The organism is Klebsiella sp. JN_Kp126 (assembly GCF_033843325.1).
Taxonomy (GTDB): Bacteria; Pseudomonadota; Gammaproteobacteria; order Enterobacterales; family Enterobacteriaceae; genus Klebsiella; species Klebsiella michiganensis.
Map to the genome: position 1 here is coordinate 113,697 of NZ_JAWXQV010000085.1, position 16,925 is coordinate 130,621.

The window sequence follows — 16,925 nt, forward strand, 5'->3', positions numbered from 1 at the left end:
CATTTCCCCCGCTGCACACCTGGGTTTGCGGTCGTAGAGACCGGGAAACCAACCTGCTTCGCAACGGGGTTAATGGCAAATCAAAAGGTAAAAAGAACCGACGAGCGGCGGTGGCGACGCATTCCATGCGGCCATGACGGCCCCCTTCTCCCTGCGGATATTTAAACATCTGCATCATTTCCTACCTCGTTACACACTGTGTCGTTAACTGAAGCCCCGTTGCCGCCTGCGCTCCTTAACGCGACATCCGGGAATGGCTGGGCTCCCAGCAAAAACGTCCGACCAGGCTCCGCTCAGGCCGCATGATGCTACTCGTGATAATGCTAAAGCGCCCCTCGCGGGGCGAAAATCAGGCGTTTTTCAACATCCACTCGATTTCAGTTTCTGTGATCAGACGCTCAAACTGCAGTAATTCGTCATTTTTACAGGCGTGATAAACGTGGCAGAAGCGTTCGCCAAGCCGCTCGCGCAGATGATCGTTTTGCATAAACTCCCACAGCGCATCGCTCTGGCGAATCGGGAACGGCAGCCCCTCCTGCTCGAGGCCGTTGCCCTCCACCTCTTCCTGTAACGGCAGCGGATTATCCAGACCGTGGAGGATGCCGGCAAAAATCGCCGCCATCACCAGATACGGGTTGGCGTCCGCCCCGGCCACGCGATACTCGACGCGGTGATTGTGCCGATCGCCGCACGGAATGCGCAGCGCCACCGTCCGGTTGTTGTGCCCCCACGACGCCTGGGTCGGCACGTACATTCCCGGCTGGAAACGACGATACGAGTTCACGTTTGGCGCCAGCAGCGCCATCGACGCCGGCATCAGGTCAATCATCCCGGCGAGCGCGCGTTTTAACATCGCGGAATCTTCGCCGTCCGCGTCCGCCAGCACGTTCTCGCCTTTGTTGTTCTGCATACTGATATGGATATGCATCCCGCTACCGGCGTGCTCTTCATAGGGTTTCGCCATAAAAGTGGCGTGCATCTTATGCTTCTCCGCCATCAAACGCACGAGACGTTTTAACGCCAGCGCATCATCGCAGGCGTCGAGCACGTTATCGGTATGGTGGAGGTTGATTTCAAACTGGCCGGGAGAGGCTTCCGCCACCGCGCCGTCGGCGGGGATCAGCTGGAGCTGGGCGATCTCATCGATTTCGTTAAGCACGTCGGCAAAGTGGTTGAGGTTGTCGACGGAGTAAACCTGGCTTTGGGTATTGCGATCGCCGGTTCCCGGCGCGCACGGCGGCTGCAGGTAACCTTCCGCGTCGCGCTTGCGGTCAAGTAAATAGAACTCCAGCTCTACCGCTACCACGGGGAACAGCCCGCGCTGGCGCAGCTGCTGCCAGAGCCGGTTCAGCACGTTCCGCGGCTCAACGTCAAAGGGAGCGCCATCTTCATCAACCATGGTCAGCAGAACCTGACCAATGTATTCCGGGTCCGCCGCCGACGGGGTTAAGGTTCCCAGCACCGGCACGCAGGTGCGGTCTGGTTCGCCCATCTCCTGGCCGAGCCCCGCCTCTTCCACCACGTTGCCGAGAATATCCATCGCAAACACCGAAGCCGGGAAATAGCACCCCTTCTCCAGCTTGCTCAGGCTGGACACCGGGATCCGCTTACCGCGGAAGCAGCCGTTCAGGTCGGTTAGCAGCACATCAACGTATTGCGTATTGGGGTAACGCTCGAGGTAGCGCTTCACTTCCCAGGTGAATGCGCTGACCCGTCTCTCTTCCGACTGCTGAACAAAATTCTCAACTTCTACGATATTGGTTTCCATGATTCACCGCCGTTGTTTTAGTTTCGGACCCTGAATGGCACTGTTAAATATAATGTCCACCCTTCGAATGTGTATGCAAACAAATTGTTTGTCAAATGTTAAATTAAGTTTGCAAAGGGCTATATCCACTGCTAGATTGAGAAAATATTGAACGAAATGGCCGTTTTACCCGCTAATCCGGTCATAATTTAGTCCACTTTGTGAGGGCGATCATGGAAAATATAATGTACAAGCCAGTTATTGGCGTGGTGATGTGTCGAAACAGGCTTAAGGGTCACCAGACCCAGACTCTGCAAGAGAAGTACCTGAACGCGATTGTGAACGCCGGCGGCGTGCCGATTGCCCTGCCGCACGCGCTGGCCGAGCCGGAACTGCTTTCTGCGCTACTGCCGAAACTGGACGGCATTTATCTGCCCGGCAGCCCGAGCAACGTACAGCCGCACCTCTATGGTGAAAACGGCGATGAGCCTGACGCCGATCCCGGGCGTGATCTTCTGAGCATGGCGCTGATCGACGCCGCGCTCGAAAGGCGCATCCCCATTTTCGCCATCTGCCGTGGACTACAGGAACTGGTTGTCGCCACCGGCGGGACTCTGTATCGTCGTCTGTTCGAGCAGCCTGAGCTTCTTGAACACCGCGAAGACCCCGAACTTCCCGTCGAGCAGCAATATGCGCCCTCGCATGAAGTTCAGGTTCAGCAAGGAGGATTACTTTCTCAGTTAATACCGGGCTGCAACACGTTTTGGGTAAACTCGTTACACGGGCAGGGAGCAAAAACGACGGGTCCACGGCTGCGCGTGGAGGCGCGTTCTCCGGACGGGCTGGTGGAAGCGGTCAGCGTTAACGACCACCCTTTCGCCCTCGGCGTGCAGTGGCATCCTGAATGGAACAGTAGCGAATACGCCCTGTCGCGAATGTTGTTTGAAGGTTTTATCACCGCCTGTCAGAGCTATATTGCTGAAAAACAGCGACTCTGACCACTACCGTTAAGGAAATGCAAATATGAGCGATGACGGACTGGCGCCAGGGAAACGTCTGTCAGAGATCCGCCAACAGCTGGGTCTCTCACAGCGTCGTGCCGCCGAACTGTCTGGGTTAACACATAGTGCCATCAGCACCATAGAACAGGACAAAGTCAGTCCTGCGATCAGTACGCTGCAAAAGCTGCTGAAAGTCTACGGGCTGTCGCTCTCGGAATTCTTTTCTGAACCAGAAAAACCGGCTGAACCGCAGGTGGTTATCAATCAGGACGATCTGATTGAAATCGGCAGTCAGGGGGTGTCGATGAAGCTGGTTCATAATGGCAATCCGAACCGCACGCTGGCGATGATTTTTGAAACGTACCAGCCTGGAACCACAACCGGGGAGAGGATCAAGCATCAGGGTGAGGAGATAGGCACCATACTGGAAGGTGAAGTCGTGCTGACCATCAACGGTCAGGCGTATCATCTGGTGGCTGGGCAAAGCTATGCCATTAACACCGGCATACCGCATAGCTTCAGCAATACCTCGGCGGGTATCTGCCGAATTATCAGCGCCCATACCCCCACCACATTCTGATTTTTTAGCCTGAGGTTTTCTCAGGCTTTCTTCAGGCCTGCGCCGTCGGAGGCGAACTCCGGCGGCGCGAAGATAACGCAGTTCACCTTGCGCAATGCGGAAAGACTTATTCCGCTGGCCCCGGATAATTCACGCCTGTTAATGGGCAATTTAAACGGTACTCAACCCCGGGGACGCCCTGCGCCCTGAGGGTCTGAAATCACCACTTTTTTATTTTTCCGATTATGTCATTAAGGAGTCATGATGGATTTTCACAACCTGGCTTACTGGCAAGAAAAAGCAAACAATATCGCGATTGAAACGCGGCTATTTATTAACGGCGAATACAGCGCCGCCGCCGATAATAGCGTGTTCGCCACCGTCGACCCTACCGCCCAGCAGACGCTCGCCGAAGTCGCGCGCGGCAAAAAGGCCGACGTCGATCGCGCGGTCCAGGCCGCCCGCGGCGTCTTCGATCGCGGCGACTGGTCGCAGGCCTCCCCTGCCCAGCGCAAAGCGGTGCTGCATAAATTCGCCGACCTGATGGAAGCCCATCGCGAAGAGCTGGCGCTGCTGGAAACCCTCGACACCGGTAAACCGATTCGCCACAGCCTGCGCGACGATGTCCCCGGCGCCGCCCGCGCAATCCGCTGGTACGCCGAAGCCATCGATAAAGTGTACGGCGAAGTCGCCCCCACCGGCGGCAACGAACTGGCCATGATCGTCCGCGAACCGATTGGCGTGATTGCGGCGGTGGTGCCGTGGAATTTTCCGCTGCTGCTGGCCTGCTGGAAGCTTGGCCCGGCGCTGGCGTCCGGCAACAGCGTGGTGCTTAAGCCGTCGGAAAAATCCCCGCTTACCGCTCTGCGCCTGGCGGGCCTGGCGAAACAGGCCGGGCTGCCGGACGGCGTATTCAACGTGGTGAGCGGTTTCGGCCATGAAGCAGGTCAGGCGCTGGCGCAGCATCATGACGTTGAAGTCATCACCTTTACCGGCTCCACCCGCACCGGTAAACAGCTGCTGAAAGACGCGGGCGACAGCAATATGAAGCGCGTCTGGCTGGAGGCGGGCGGTAAAAGCGCCAATATCGTCTTTGCCGACTGCCCGGACCTGCAAAAAGCGGTTAACGCCACCGCCGGCGGTATTTTCTACAATCAGGGCCAGGTCTGTATCGCCGGTACCCGTCTGCTGCTTGAGGAGAGCATCGCCGGCCGCTTTCTCGACCTGCTAAAAGAGCAGGCAAAGGGCTGGCAGCCTGGCAATCCGCTCGACCCGAATACCACCATGGGCATGCTGATCGACAACAGCCACGCCGATAGCGTCCACAGCTTTATTCGCGCCGGCGAAGCGCACAGCACGCTGCTGCTGGATGGACGTAAAAATCCGTGGCCCGCGGCGGTCGGCCCGACCATCTTCGTCGACGTCGACCCCGCCTCCGCCCTCAGCCAGGAGGAGATATTCGGCCCGGTGCTGGTGGTGACCCGCTTTAAAACCGAAGAGCAGGCGCTGGCGCTGGCCAACGACAGCCGCTACGGCCTCGGCGCGGCGGTCTGGACCCGCGATCTCTCCCGCGCTCACCGCGTCAGCCGCCGTCTGAAAGCCGGCTCCGTCTTTGTGAACAACTACAACGATGGCGATATGACCGTGCCCTTCGGCGGCTATAAGCAGAGCGGCAACGGACGCGATAAGTCCCTGCACGCGCTGGAAAAATTCACTGAACTGAAAACTATCTGGATTGCCCTGGAGTCTTAATCATGAGCGAACATACCACCAGCTATTACGCCGCCAGCGCCAACCGCTATGAGCCGTTCCCGACGCTGGACGAATCGATCGGCTGCGACGTCTGCGTCGTCGGCGGCGGCTATACCGGCCTCTCTTCGGCGCTGCATCTGGCCGAAATGGGCTACGATGTGGTGCTGCTGGAAGGCGCGCGCATCGGCTTCGGCGCCAGCGGACGCAACGGCGGCCAGCTAGTCAACTCCTATAGCCGCGATATCGACGTTATCGAAAAAACCTACGGCCCGGATGCCGCGAAAATGCTCGGCAGCATGATGTTTGAAGGCGGCGACATTATTCGTGAACGTATCCAGCGCTATCAGATTGCCTGCGACTATCGCCCCGGCGGGCTGTTTGTCGCGCTGAATCATAAACAGCTGGAGACCCTGGAAGAGCAGAAAGCGAACTGGGAGCGCTACGGCAATACCCAGCTGGAGCTGCTGGATGCCAGCGCCATTCGTCGCGAAGTGGACAGCGACCGCTACGCCGGCGCGCTGCTGGACCACAGCGGCGGTCATATCCATCCGCTCAATCTGGCGATTGGCGAAGCGGACGCCATTCGGCTCAACGGCGGCCGGGTTTACGAACAATCACCGGTCACCGGCATTCAGCACAGCAGCCCGGCGGTAGTGACCACCGCACGCGGACAGGTCACCGCCCGCTACGTGATCGTCGCCGGTAACGCCTATCTCGGCGATAAGCTCGAGCCGGAGCTGGCGAAACGCAGCATGCCGTGCGGCACCCAGGTGGTCACCACCGCGCCGCTGTCTGAGGATCTGGCGCGCTCGCTGATCCCGAAAAACTACTGCGTAGAAGATTGTAACTATCTGCTGGATTACTACCGCCTGACCGCCGACAACCGTCTGCTGTACGGCGGCGGCGTGGTGTACGGCGCACGGGATCCGGACGACGTTGAGCGGCTGATTATGCCGAAGCTGCTGAAAACCTTCCCGCAGCTGCAGGGGGTGAAAATCGACTACCGCTGGACCGGCAACTTCCTGCTGACCCTCTCGCGAATGCCGCAGTTTGGCCGCCTCGATAACAATATCTATTATATGCAGGGCTACAGCGGCCACGGGGTCACCTGTACCCACCTCGCCGGACGGCTGATTTCGGAGCTGCTGCGCGGGGACGCCGAACGTTTCGACGCCTTCGCCAGGCTGCCGCACTATCCGTTCCCCGGCGGGCGCAGCCTGCGTATTCCGTTTACCGCCATGGGCGCGGCTTACTACAGCCTGCGCGATCGGCTCGGCGTGTAATCCCCTCGGCCGACGGCGCCCGCCGTCGGCTATTTTTCCTCGCCGTTGCGCGGCGGAAATCGCTGCTGGAAGTAGTGGCGCAAAAACTCCACGGTGGTACGAATTTTGGCCGAGGTCGCCAGCCGCGACACGTATACCGCCCAGATATTGGCGGGCTGATAGTACTCCGGCAGCAGCTGCACCAGATTGCCGCTGGCGATATTTTCCCTGACGTCCCACCACGAGCGCAGCGCAATCCCCTGCCCCTCCAGGCACCACTGATGGACGATTTCACCGTGGTTAGACGACAGCGGTCCGGTCACCTTGATGGCGTGCTCCCCCTCTTTATCATCGCGCAGCTGCCAGACGCCAAAGGGCCGGTCGCGCTCTTTGATCACCAGACAGGGTAGCGCGGCGAGATCGCTGAGCTGTTTCGGCCGGGGATAGCGGGCGACAAACGCCGGCGAGGCGCAGAGGATGCGGTGATTGCTGGCAAGCTGGCGGGCTATCAGATTGGGCGCGATATCGTCGCCGACGCGAATATCCAGATCGACCCCTTCATTGGCCAAATCCACCAGCCGGTCGGCGACGTCAAAACGGATCTCCAGCTGCGGGTAGCGACGGGCCAGCTCGGAGAGCGCCGGCGCGACTACCCGCCGGCCAAAGCCAAAGCTGCTGATAATCCGCAGCGTCCCCTGCGGCACCTGCCGCACATCGGAGAGCTCATCCATCATCTGGTCGACATCCTGCAAAATGCGTAGTCCCCATTCGTAGATGCGCTCGCCCTCTTCGGTGATAGCCACGCGCCGGGTGGTACGGTGCAGCAGCTGGACGTTGAGCGTTTGCTCCAGCAGCGACACGCGCTTGCTGACGAAAGCCGGCGAGACGCCGAGCTCTTCCGCGGCGGCGGCAAAACCGGCGCGGCGGGCAACCAGCATAAAGACGCGTAAATCGTTCAGCAGCGGCAGATTATTCATGATTCGTGTTTTATGTTTCACCAGTTAACGGGATTAATTATGAATCAGTCAATTATAGGATAGCGGTGAAGTCAATTTTCCTTACCTCAAACTGAGAATAACGATGAATAAAACCTTACGTATTGCCGCCATCCCCGGCGATGGCATCGGTAAAGAAGTGCTGCCGGAAGGCGTCCGCGTACTGCAGGCCGCCGCCGAACGCTGGGGGCTGGCGTTAAGCTTCGAGCACTTTGAGTGGGCCAGCTGCGACTATTACGCGCAGCACGGCGCCATGATGCCCGACGACTGGCGCGCGCAGCTGCAAACGTTTGATGCGATCTACTTCGGCGCGGTCGGCTGGCCGGATATCGTGCCGGACCACATTTCACTGTGGGGCTCGCTGCTGAAGTTCCGCCGCGAGTTCGACCAGTACGTCAACCTGCGTCCGGTGCGCCTGTTCCCCGGCGTCCCCTGCCCGCTGGCGGGGAAAGCGCCCGGCGATATCGATTTTTACGTGGTGCGTGAGAATACCGAAGGGGAATATTCCGCCCTCGGCGGCCATGTGAATCCGGGGACCGAACATGAAGTGGTGATTCAGGAGTCGGTATTTACCCGTCGCGGCGTTGACCGGATCCTGCGCTACGCCTTCGAGCTGGCGCAGAGCCGCCCGCGCAAAACCCTGACCTCGGCGACCAAATCCAACGGTCTGGCCATCAGCATGCCTTTCTGGGACCAGCGCGTCGAAGCGATGGCGCAGCACTACCCGGAGGTGAAATGGGATAAGCAGCACATTGATATTCTGTGCGCCCGCTTCGTGCTGCAGCCGGAGCGTTTTGACGTGGTGGTCGGCTCCAATCTGTTCGGCGATATCCTCTCCGATCTCGGCCCGGCCTGTACCGGCACCATCGGCATTGCCCCGTCGGCAAACCTCAATCCGGACCGCACCTTTCCGTCGCTGTTTGAAGCGGTACACGGTTCGGCGCCGGATATTTACGGCAAAAATATCGCCAACCCGATTGCCACCATCTGGGCCGGCGCGATGATGCTCGACTTCCTCGGCAACGGGGACGCGCGCTACCAGGCCGCCCACGACGGCATTCTGGCGGCGATTGAGCAGACCATCGCCAGCGGACCGAAGACGCCGGATATGCAAGGCAGCGCCTCCACCCAGCAGGTGGGCGAGGCGATTTGTCGGGCGATTGTTGAACAAAAGTAGCCCGGACAGGCGCGTCAAGCGCCGCCTCCCGGAAAGTGTGCAAGGGTTCCGTTCACTATTATCCCGCAGAAAATGTCTCACCGTGGTAGGTGAACGGGTAAAGGGGGAGAAAACCGTCTCCCCCTTTACAATCCCCGCGGTCCCGCAAAGAAATCGGTGCTGCGCACTGCGCTCACCTCCCGGTCCTCAGCCCGCGGTCGGCTCAACTCGACATCGCTGTCTCGATTCGCCTCTGTCCGCCATCCCTGGCGGCCAGCCCTTGTCTTCGGACCTCCGGTTCGCCGATTTCAGCGGGCACCAGGGCATCGCTGCATAACACGTTGTTTCAGAGGCATATCGTAGCTGCAAGAACATCGTCCCGGAGGCGGCGCTTACGCGCCTGTCCGGGCTACCCAATCTGCCTCCCTCAGGCACCGGGCCCGGAAATCCCGGGTCGCGGCGTAAACGCCTTACCCGGGCTACTGCCCCACAGACGGCTGGAAACCCGTAGCCCCGGTAAGCGCAGCGCCACCGGGGAGATGCTCTGGACCGAATTACAGCTCCAGCTCGCGCTGCAGCAGCGCCGCAATCGCCTCGCTGCTCTGCGCCGTCACCAGCGATTGCCGGAACTCCGCATGCATAATGCGCCGCGCCAGCCGCGAGAAAATACGCATATGCTGATCCCCCGCCGAATGCTTATTGAGCGTCAGCATAATCACAAACTGCGCCTCGTCGTCGCCCCACGCCACCGGCTGCGCCAGACGGGCGACGCTGATGGTCGACTGCTCAATATGCTCCGATTTACTGTGCGGAATGGCGAAGCTAAACCCTAACCCGGTGGAGAACACCGCTTCGCGGGCCCACAGATCCGCTTCCAGCTTACGCGGATAGCGGCAGCGCCCGGCCAGCAGCAGATTGTCGGTCATGCCCTTAATCACCTCCTCTTTACTGCGCCAGTCGCTGTTCAGCGTAATGCACTGAGGGGTAATCAGCGGCGCGTCCTGCTGGGTCATACGGAACTGGGCCAGCAGGTGCTCGACCTCCAGCGAAGTACGACACTGCATCGCCTGATTCAGCAGCTGACGGCAGGCGCGGCTGTCAAGCTGCGCCAGACGCGCCTTGGTCGCCGGGATCGATGGCGCGCTCATGCTCAGCTCATCCAGCCCCAGCCCCACCAGCAGCGGCAGCACGGAACCTTTGGCCCCCAGCTCGCCGCACAGGCCGATCCATTTACCCTGGCGATGCACCGCCTGAACCGCGTAATCCAGCGCGCGCAAAAAAGCCGGATTGAGGCTGTTGTAGTGGCGCGTCACCCGGGCGTTATCGCGATCCACCGCCAGCAGATACTGGGTCAGGTCGTTGCTGCCGATACTAAAGAAATCAATCTCTTCGCAGCACTGGTCGATGATAAACATCACCGACGGCACCTCGAGCATGATGCCCAGCGGGATCTTTTCATCAAACGGAATCTGTTCACTGCGCAGCGACTGTTTGGCATCCGCCAGCTGCTCTTTCACCCACAGAATCTCCTCCATCGAGGAGATCATCGGGATCATGATTTTCAGCGCGCCGTGCGCGGAAGCGCGCAGAATCGCCCGCAGCTGGGTGCGGAACAGCGCCTGATACTCCTCATAAATACGCACCGCCCGGTAGCCGAGGAACGGGTTGTTCTCCGCCGGAATGTTGAGGTAGGCCACCGGCTTGTCGCCGCCGATATCCATGGTGCGGATGATAATGCTGCGCCCGTTGGCCGGCTCCAGCGCCTGGCAAAATAGGTTATACAGCTCGTTTTCCGACGGCGCGCTGGGCCTGTCCATATAGAGCATTTCGGTGCGGAACAAGCCTACCGACTGCGCACCGTTGTTGAAGGCCGCCGTCGCCTCTACCGAATGGGCGATGTTGGCCGCCACCTCCAGGCGAATACCGTCTTCCGTACGCCCCGCTTTATCCAGCCAGGCCTGCTGCTGGCGGCGGATCTGCGCCTGCACCCAGGCCTCCTGCTGATAGTAGCGCGCCACCGCTTCATCGGGATTCACCACCACCAGCCCGGCGTTACCGTCAATCTGCACTCGCCGATCGACCCACGGCAGCAGCGCCTCCATATCGACGCCCACCAGGGTGGGAATATTGAACGAACGCGCGAGGATCACCGTATGTGAAGTGGTGCCGCCGCTGCGCAGCAGCAGACCTTTAAGCAGAGTTTTATCCAGTTCAAGAAACTGACTGGGGGTGAGTTCATCGGCGAGGCAGATGGCCTCTTCCGTCAGCTTACCCGGTGCCGGAAAACGATCCTCACCGTAGATATGCTGCAGAAGCTGGAAGCAGACATCGCGCACGTCCAGCACCCGCTCCTGCAAATAACTATTGCCGGAAGCGCTGAACTGGGCGCAAAAATGTTCGCCGGTCGCGACCACCGCCTCAGCGCAGCTCAGGCCGCTCAGCAGCCCGCCCAGCAGATGCTGGCGCAGCGAGGCGTCGGTGGCCAGAGAGCGATGCGCCTCAAGGATCGCGCTGGCGGTACCGTCGTTATCCAGCAGGCGGAACTCAATATTTTTCACCAGCAGGGTCAGGCCCTTGTCCAGCGCCGCCTGTTCCTGTTCAATTGCGCCCGCTGCAGGCAGCGCGCCTGAATCGCGCAGGTCGAGGGACTTAAGATGGGTGAGCCTGCCGCCCGCGCTGCCGGCGCAGACCGGCTGGGCGTGAAACAGCGTGGGATTGAGGCGCGAGAGGGATTCAGGAACCGGCTGAACGTCCATGGATTCCGCCGTCGGCAGCGGCGCATCGCAGTGCGGGAACTCCTCGCTGATGAATGCCGACAGCGCGTCAAACGCCTGCTGTTCATCTTCGCCGCTGACGACCAGCTGGCAGCGGTCCCCCTTCAAGGTATTGGTGCCGATAATCGCCAGCGCGCTTTTCGCGTTTCCGCGTCCTTCCGTGCGGGTATTTAACCATTCGACCGAAGACGAAAAAGTATTGCACAGGGTTTCTACCAGGCTTGCCGGACGCGCATGCACGCCGTTGGGCAAATCACATATGAATTCAATTACCAGAGCCATCGCCTTCCTCCTGAATAATGCGTATTTAGCCAAAAGGTAAAGAAAGAACCGGCCCGCCACTACACGATAAAAGTGGCAATTACTGGATAATTGTATGCCCGACTCTTTTTTATGCTCGCGGTCACAAATCGCCTGACTAACGGCGCCAAAAACCCACCAGCGCTAAGATTTGAGGTGGATCGCAATTTTCCTCTGGCCTTACAAATATCCAGTAAATGCACTTTTTCTCTACTATTTTATGCGCCGCCCTTTTTCTAAGGTTGAAGCATCAACTCAGTCACGGGCCACGCAGCGCTCAGGAGAATAACAATGAATGAACTGGTGCAAATATTAAAAAATACCCGCCAGCACCTCATGACCGGGGTTTCACATATGATCCCGTTTGTCGTGTCCGGTGGGATCTTGCTGGCAGTCTCCGTCATGTTGTACGGCAAGGGCGCGGTGCCCGATGCCGCCACCGACCCTAACCTGAAAAAACTGTTTGATATCGGCGTGGCCGGCCTGACGCTTATGGTGCCGTTTCTGGCGGCCTATATCGGCTACTCCATCTCCGACCGCGCGGCGCTGGCTCCCTGCGCCATCGGCGCCTGGGTCGGCAACAGCTTCGGCGCCGGTTTCTTCGGCGCGCTGATTGCCGGGATCATTGGCGGGCTGGTGGTCTACTACCTGAAGAAAATCCCGGTGCATAAGGTGCTGCGCTCGGTAATGCCCATCTTCGTTATCCCGATTATCGGCACCTTTATTACCGCCGGGATCATGATGTGGGGCCTCGGCGAGCCGATTGGCGCGCTCACCGCCGGCCTGACCGGCTGGCTGCAGGGCATGCGCGAAGGCAGCATCGTGATTCTCGCCATCATCATGGGCCTGATGCTGGCCTTCGACATGGGCGGTCCGGTGAATAAGGTCGCCTACGCCTTCATGCTGATTTGCGTTTCCCAGGGCGTTTACAGCGTGGTGGCCATCGCCGCCGTCGGCATCGCCGTGCCGCCGCTGGGCATGGGCCTGGCAACGCTGATTGGGCGTAAATACTTCTCCGCGGAAGAGCGCGAAACCGGTAAGGCCGCGCTGGTGATGGGCTGCGTTGGCGTGACCGAAGGCGCGATCCCCTTCGCCGCCGCCGATCCGCTGCGCGTTATCCCGGCCAATATGATCGGCGCCGCCGCCGGCTGCGTTACCGCCGCGCTGCTCGGCGCCCAGTGCTATGCCGGCTGGGGCGGGCTTATCGTTCTGCCGGTCGTTGAGGGTAAAGGCGGATTTATTGCCGGCCTCGCGGTTGGCGCCATCGTCAGCGCCGCCTGCGTCATCCTGCTTAAGGCCCTGGCGAAAAAGAAAACGTCTGACGCCAAAGCCGATGACGAGATGGATCTTGATTTCGAAATTAACTGAGACACGGGAAGGAATATTGTATGACCAAAATTATTGCCGTTACCGCTTGCCCGTCTGGCGTCGCCCACACCTATATGGCCGCCGAATCGCTGGAGAGCGCCGCTAAGGCCAAAGGCTGGCAGGTCAAAGTCGAGACCCAGGGCTCCATTGGCATTGAGAACGAGCTGACCGCGGAAGACGTCGCCAGCGCCGATATGGTGATTCTGACCAAAGATATCGGCATCAAGTTCGAAGAGCGTTTTGCCGGTAAAACCATCGTGCGCGTCAACATCAGCGACGCCGTGAAGCGCGCCGAAGCCATTATGAACAAAATCGACAGCCACCTTTCGCAGAATGCCTGACTGAATACACGGGGCGCGGCCTGCGCCCCGCAAAATAACATGGAGCTTGTCATGACTAATCGCACTCAACGCTTAAAAGATCGTCTGTTCGCCAACCCGCGCGAAATCTCCCTTGAGCGGGCGCTGCTCTACACCGCCAGCCATAAACAGACCGAGGGGGAGCCGGTGATGATCCGCCGGGCGAAAGCGACCGCATGGGTTCTCGACCATGTGCAGATTTCGATTCGTGATGATGAACTGATTGCCGGCAACCGTACGATCAAGCCGCGCGCCGGGATCATGTCGCCGGAGATGGATCCCTACTGGCTGCTCAAAGAGCTGGACCAGTTCCCGACCCGCCCGCAGGACCGCTTCAACATCAGCGAAGAAGATAAGCGCATCTACCGCGAAGTGCTGTTCCCCTACTGGGAAAATCGTTCGATGAAGGATTTCATCAACGCCCAGATGACCGATGAAGTGAAGGCCGCCGTCAGCACGCAGATTTTTAGCGTCAACCAGACCGATAAAGGCCAGGGACATATCATCATCGACTACCCTCGCCTGCTGGAAAACGGCCTCGCCGCGCTGGTGGCGGAGATGAAAGCGGTGAGTCAGCGGCACCCGCAGAACAATTTTTATCAGGCGGTGCTGATCCTGCTGGAAGCCTCCCAGCGCCATATTCTGCGCTATGCGGCGCTTGCCGATGACATGGCCGCCGGCTGCGGCGACGGGCAGCGGCGCAAAGAGCTGGAGACCATCGCGGACATCTCCCGCCATAACGCGGTGCACCGCCCGGAAGATTTCTGGCAGGCCTGCCAGCTCTTTTGGTATATGAACATCATTTTGCAGTATGAATCCAACGCCAGCTCCATTTCGCTGGGCCGCTTTGACCAGTACATGCTGCCGTACTATCAGGCTTCGCTGAATCGCGGCCAGGATCCGCAGTTTATTCAGGAGCTGCTGGAGTCGCTGTGGGTGAAGTGCAACGATATTGTCCTGCTGCGCTCCACCAGCAGCGCGCGCTACTTCGCGGGCTTCCCAACCGGCTATACCGCCCTGCTCGGCGGCCTGACCGAGACCGGACGCAGCGCGGTCAATATCCTGTCGTTTTTATCCCTCGACGCCTACCAGAACGTTCGCCTGCCGCAGCCGAACCTCGGCGTGCGGGTCAACGAGCTGGTCGATCGCCCTTTCCTGCGCAAAACCGCCGAGACCATTCGCCTCGGCACCGGCATTCCGCAAATCTTCAATGATGAAGTGGTGATCCCGGCGTTTCTCAACCGCGGCGTCTCGCTGGATGACGCGCGGGATTACTCGGTGGTTGGCTGCGTTGAGCTGTCGATCCCGGGGCGCACCTACGGCCTGCACGATATCGCCATGTTCAACCTGCTGAAGGTAATGGAAATCGTGATGCTGGAAAACGAAAGTAACCCTGACATCACCTGGGACGGGCTGATCAACCAGATCCGCGACAAGATTCGCTATTACATTAGGCTGATGGTCGAAGGCAGCAATATTTGCGATATCGGCCACCGCGACTGGGCGCCGGTTCCCCTGCTCTCTTCCTTTATTGAGGATTGCGTGCAGCACGGCCAGGATATCACCGAAGGCGGCGCGCGCTATAACTTCTCCGGGGTCCAGGGCATCGGCATCGCTAACCTCAGCGACTCGCTGCACGCGCTTAAAGGGATGGTGTTTGAGCAAAAACGGCTCAGCTTCGCTGAACTGATCGCGGTGCTGAAAGCCAACTTCCAGACGCCGGAAGGGGAAAAAATCCGCGCGCGCCTGATCAACCGCTTCGAGAAATACGGCAACGATATTGACGAAGTGGACAACATCAGCGCCGATCTGCTGCGCTTCTACTGCAAAGAGGTAGAGCAGTACCGCAACCCGCGCGGCGGTCGCTTTACGCCGGGCTCCTATACCGTCTCTGCCCACGTGCCGCTCGGCTCGGTCGTCGGCGCCACTCCGGACGGACGCCTGGCCGGAGAGCAGTTGGCGGACGGCGGGCTCTCGCCGATGCTCGGCCAGGACGTGCAGGGGCCGACCGCGGTGCTTAAGTCGGTCAGCAAGCTGGATAACTTTCTGCTCTCCAACGGTACGCTGCTGAACGTCAAATTCACCCCGGCGACCCTTGCCGGCGACGGCGGCCTCAATAAGCTGGCCGACTTCCTGCAGGCATTCACCAGGCTGAAGCTGCAGCATATTCAGTTCAACGTGGTTAACGCCGATACGCTGCGCGAAGCCCAGCAGCGGCCGCAGGATTTTGCCGGCCTGGTGGTGCGCGTTGCGGGCTACAGCGCCTTTTTCGTCGAGCTGTCGCAGGAGATTCAGGATGACATTATCCGCCGCACCGCGCATCAGCTGTGAGGTCCTGGAAACGCGCGCCGATAAGGCGCGCATTTTTAATATCCAGCGCTACTCTTTGAATGATGGTCAAGGGATCCGCACCGTCGTGTTTTTTAAAGGCTGCCCGCATACCTGTCCCTGGTGCGCCAATCCGGAGTCGATCTCGCCGCAAATTCAGACCGTACGCCGGGAGAGCAAGTGCCTGCGCTGCTCCCGCTGCCAGCAGGACGTGGTCGAGTGCCCTTCCGGCGCGTGGCAGCAGATTGGCCGCGACGTCACCCTCGATAATCTGCTTAAAGAGGTGCTGAAGGATGAGGTCTTCTTCCGCGCCTCCGGCGGCGGCGTGACCCTGTCGGGCGGCGAAGTCCTGATGCAGGCCGAATTCGCCGCGCGCCTGCTGCGCCGCCTGCGCGAATGGGGGATCAGAACGGCGATTGAAACGGCGGGCGATACCGCCTACCGCCGCTTTTTTCCGCTGGCGCAGGCCTGCGATGAAGTGCTGTTCGATCTAAAAATCATGGATGAAACGCTGGCCCGCGAGCAGCTGCGGATGAATATGCCGCGGGTGCTGGATAACTTTACCCGTCTGGTGGAAGCGCATATTCACGTGATCCCCCGGGTGCCGCTGATTCCGGGATTCACGCTTGATGAAGCGAATTTCCGCCGGATTCTGGCGTTTTTGGCCCCTTTTAAGCTGCCGGAAATTCATCTTCTGCCGTTCCATCAGTACGGCGAAGCCAAATATCACTTACTGGGAAAAAAATGGTCGATGTCGATGATTAAAGCCCCTGCAGAATCTGAGATTCAGCCATTCAGGACGCTGGCCGAACGGGCCGGTTTTAGCGTGACCGTCGGCGGATAACGCCAGGAGGATGCTATGGATTTCACTATCGTTGCCGTCACGGCCTGCGTCAGCGGCGTCGCTCACACCTATATGGCGGCCGAGCGGCTGGAAAAAGTCGGCCACCAGGAGAAATGGAATATCAAAATTGAAACCCAGGGCGCGCTGGGGGTGGAGAACAAAATAATGGCCGACGACATCGCCCATGCCGATGTCGTTCTGCTGGTGACGGATATTGAAATTGACGATGCCGGACGCTTTAGCGGCATCCGCACCATTAAGACCAGCATCAAAACCTTTCTGCTGCAGCCGCAGCAGATTGTCGACGCGGTGAAATGCATTATGAAAAAGCCGGTGGTTTATCTTGAGATCCCGTGAGTACACCGGTGATTTTGTCGCCCGGGCAAGGCGCTTGCGCCGCGGCCCGGGGAAATAGCACCGCGCCTGCTCAGACTTCCCCCGGTCGCGCTGCGCTTACCGGGGCTACAGGTTCACCGCCGT

At 59.5% G+C, this 16,925-nt stretch carries 13 protein-coding genes; 10 read left to right on the forward strand and 3 right to left on the reverse strand.

The annotated features are described in order from the left end of the window. Window positions 1–349: 349 nt before the first annotated feature. Window positions 350–1,768, reverse strand: a complete 1,419-nt coding sequence (gene puuA / locus SIK97_RS21715; RefSeq protein ID WP_004849770.1) for a glutamate-putrescine ligase — start codon at window positions 1,766–1,768, stop codon at window positions 350–352. A gap of 224 nt (window positions 1,769–1,992) precedes the next feature. Here puuA and puuD point away from each other — a divergent pair, with 224 nt between their 5' ends. From puuD to SIK97_RS21735, 4 genes are all read left to right on the forward strand, one after another. Next, entirely contained in the window at window positions 1,993–2,745 is a 753-nt protein-coding gene (puuD, locus tag SIK97_RS21720) for a gamma-glutamyl-gamma-aminobutyrate hydrolase (RefSeq protein WP_014838055.1), read from the forward strand. Between the two features lie 25 nt (window positions 2,746–2,770). Continuing rightward, complete coding sequence (puuR, locus tag SIK97_RS21725; RefSeq protein WP_004849766.1) at window positions 2,771–3,328, forward strand: HTH-type transcriptional regulator PuuR; 558 nt, start codon at window positions 2,771–2,773, stop codon at window positions 3,326–3,328. Between the two features lie 243 nt (window positions 3,329–3,571). Beyond that, window positions 3,572–5,059 carry an aldehyde dehydrogenase PuuC gene (puuC, locus tag SIK97_RS21730; RefSeq protein WP_025106246.1) on the forward strand — a complete coding sequence of 496 codons (1,488 nt, stop codon included), beginning with the start codon at window positions 3,572–3,574 and terminating at the stop codon, window positions 5,057–5,059. A gap of 2 nt (window positions 5,060–5,061) precedes the next feature. Further along, window positions 5,062–6,342 (forward strand): NAD(P)/FAD-dependent oxidoreductase, encoded by a 1,281-nt coding sequence (locus tag SIK97_RS21735; RefSeq protein ID WP_014228788.1) that lies wholly within the window; start codon window positions 5,062–5,064, stop codon window positions 6,340–6,342. 29 nt (window positions 6,343–6,371) lie between these two features. Here the strand turns inward: SIK97_RS21735 and SIK97_RS21740 are convergent, their stop codons facing one another. Further along, the gene (locus SIK97_RS21740; protein WP_162763174.1) at window positions 6,372–7,319 is read right to left on the reverse strand and encodes a LysR substrate-binding domain-containing protein; all 948 of its coding nucleotides are present in this window, start codon (window positions 7,317–7,319) and stop codon (window positions 6,372–6,374) included. A gap of 82 nt (window positions 7,320–7,401) precedes the next feature. Here SIK97_RS21740 and SIK97_RS21745 point away from each other — a divergent pair, with 82 nt between their 5' ends. After that, window positions 7,402–8,493, forward strand: a complete 1,092-nt coding sequence (locus SIK97_RS21745; protein WP_046876535.1) for a tartrate dehydrogenase — start codon at window positions 7,402–7,404, stop codon at window positions 8,491–8,493. Between the two features lie 533 nt (window positions 8,494–9,026). Here the strand turns inward: SIK97_RS21745 and ptsP are convergent. Then, window positions 9,027–11,528 (reverse strand): phosphoenolpyruvate--protein phosphotransferase, encoded by a 2,502-nt coding sequence (gene ptsP / locus SIK97_RS21750; protein ID WP_047724116.1) that lies wholly within the window; start codon window positions 11,526–11,528, stop codon window positions 9,027–9,029. Window positions 11,529–11,837: 309 nt separating this feature from the next. Between ptsP and SIK97_RS21755 the strand changes: the two genes are divergently transcribed. Genes SIK97_RS21755 through SIK97_RS21775 form a run of 5 tightly spaced genes read left to right on the forward strand, consistent with a single transcriptional unit; the run spans window position 11,838 to window position 16,802 of the window. Next, window positions 11,838–12,914 carry a PTS fructose transporter subunit EIIC gene (locus tag SIK97_RS21755; RefSeq protein ID WP_057173784.1) on the forward strand — a complete coding sequence of 359 codons (1,077 nt, stop codon included), beginning with the start codon at window positions 11,838–11,840 and terminating at the stop codon, window positions 12,912–12,914. A gap of 20 nt (window positions 12,915–12,934) precedes the next feature. Beyond that, on the forward strand, window positions 12,935–13,255 hold the full coding sequence (locus SIK97_RS21760; protein WP_004100938.1) for a PTS fructose-like transporter subunit IIB: 321 nt from the start codon (window positions 12,935–12,937) through the stop codon (window positions 13,253–13,255). 51 nt (window positions 13,256–13,306) lie between these two features. Continuing rightward, entirely contained in the window at window positions 13,307–15,604 is a 2,298-nt protein-coding gene (locus SIK97_RS21765; protein ID WP_049078974.1) for a formate C-acetyltransferase, read from the forward strand. Continuing rightward, window positions 15,570–16,445 carry a [formate-C-acetyltransferase]-activating enzyme gene (locus SIK97_RS21770; RefSeq protein WP_014228783.1) on the forward strand — a complete coding sequence of 292 codons (876 nt, stop codon included), beginning with the start codon at window positions 15,570–15,572 and terminating at the stop codon, window positions 16,443–16,445. Before SIK97_RS21765 ends, SIK97_RS21770 begins: the two co-directional genes overlap by 35 nt. 15 nt (window positions 16,446–16,460) lie before the next feature. Continuing rightward, window positions 16,461–16,802 carry a PTS fructose-like transporter subunit IIB gene (locus tag SIK97_RS21775; protein WP_004849743.1) on the forward strand — a complete coding sequence of 114 codons (342 nt, stop codon included), beginning with the start codon at window positions 16,461–16,463 and terminating at the stop codon, window positions 16,800–16,802. Window positions 16,803–16,925: the final 123 nt, after the last annotated feature.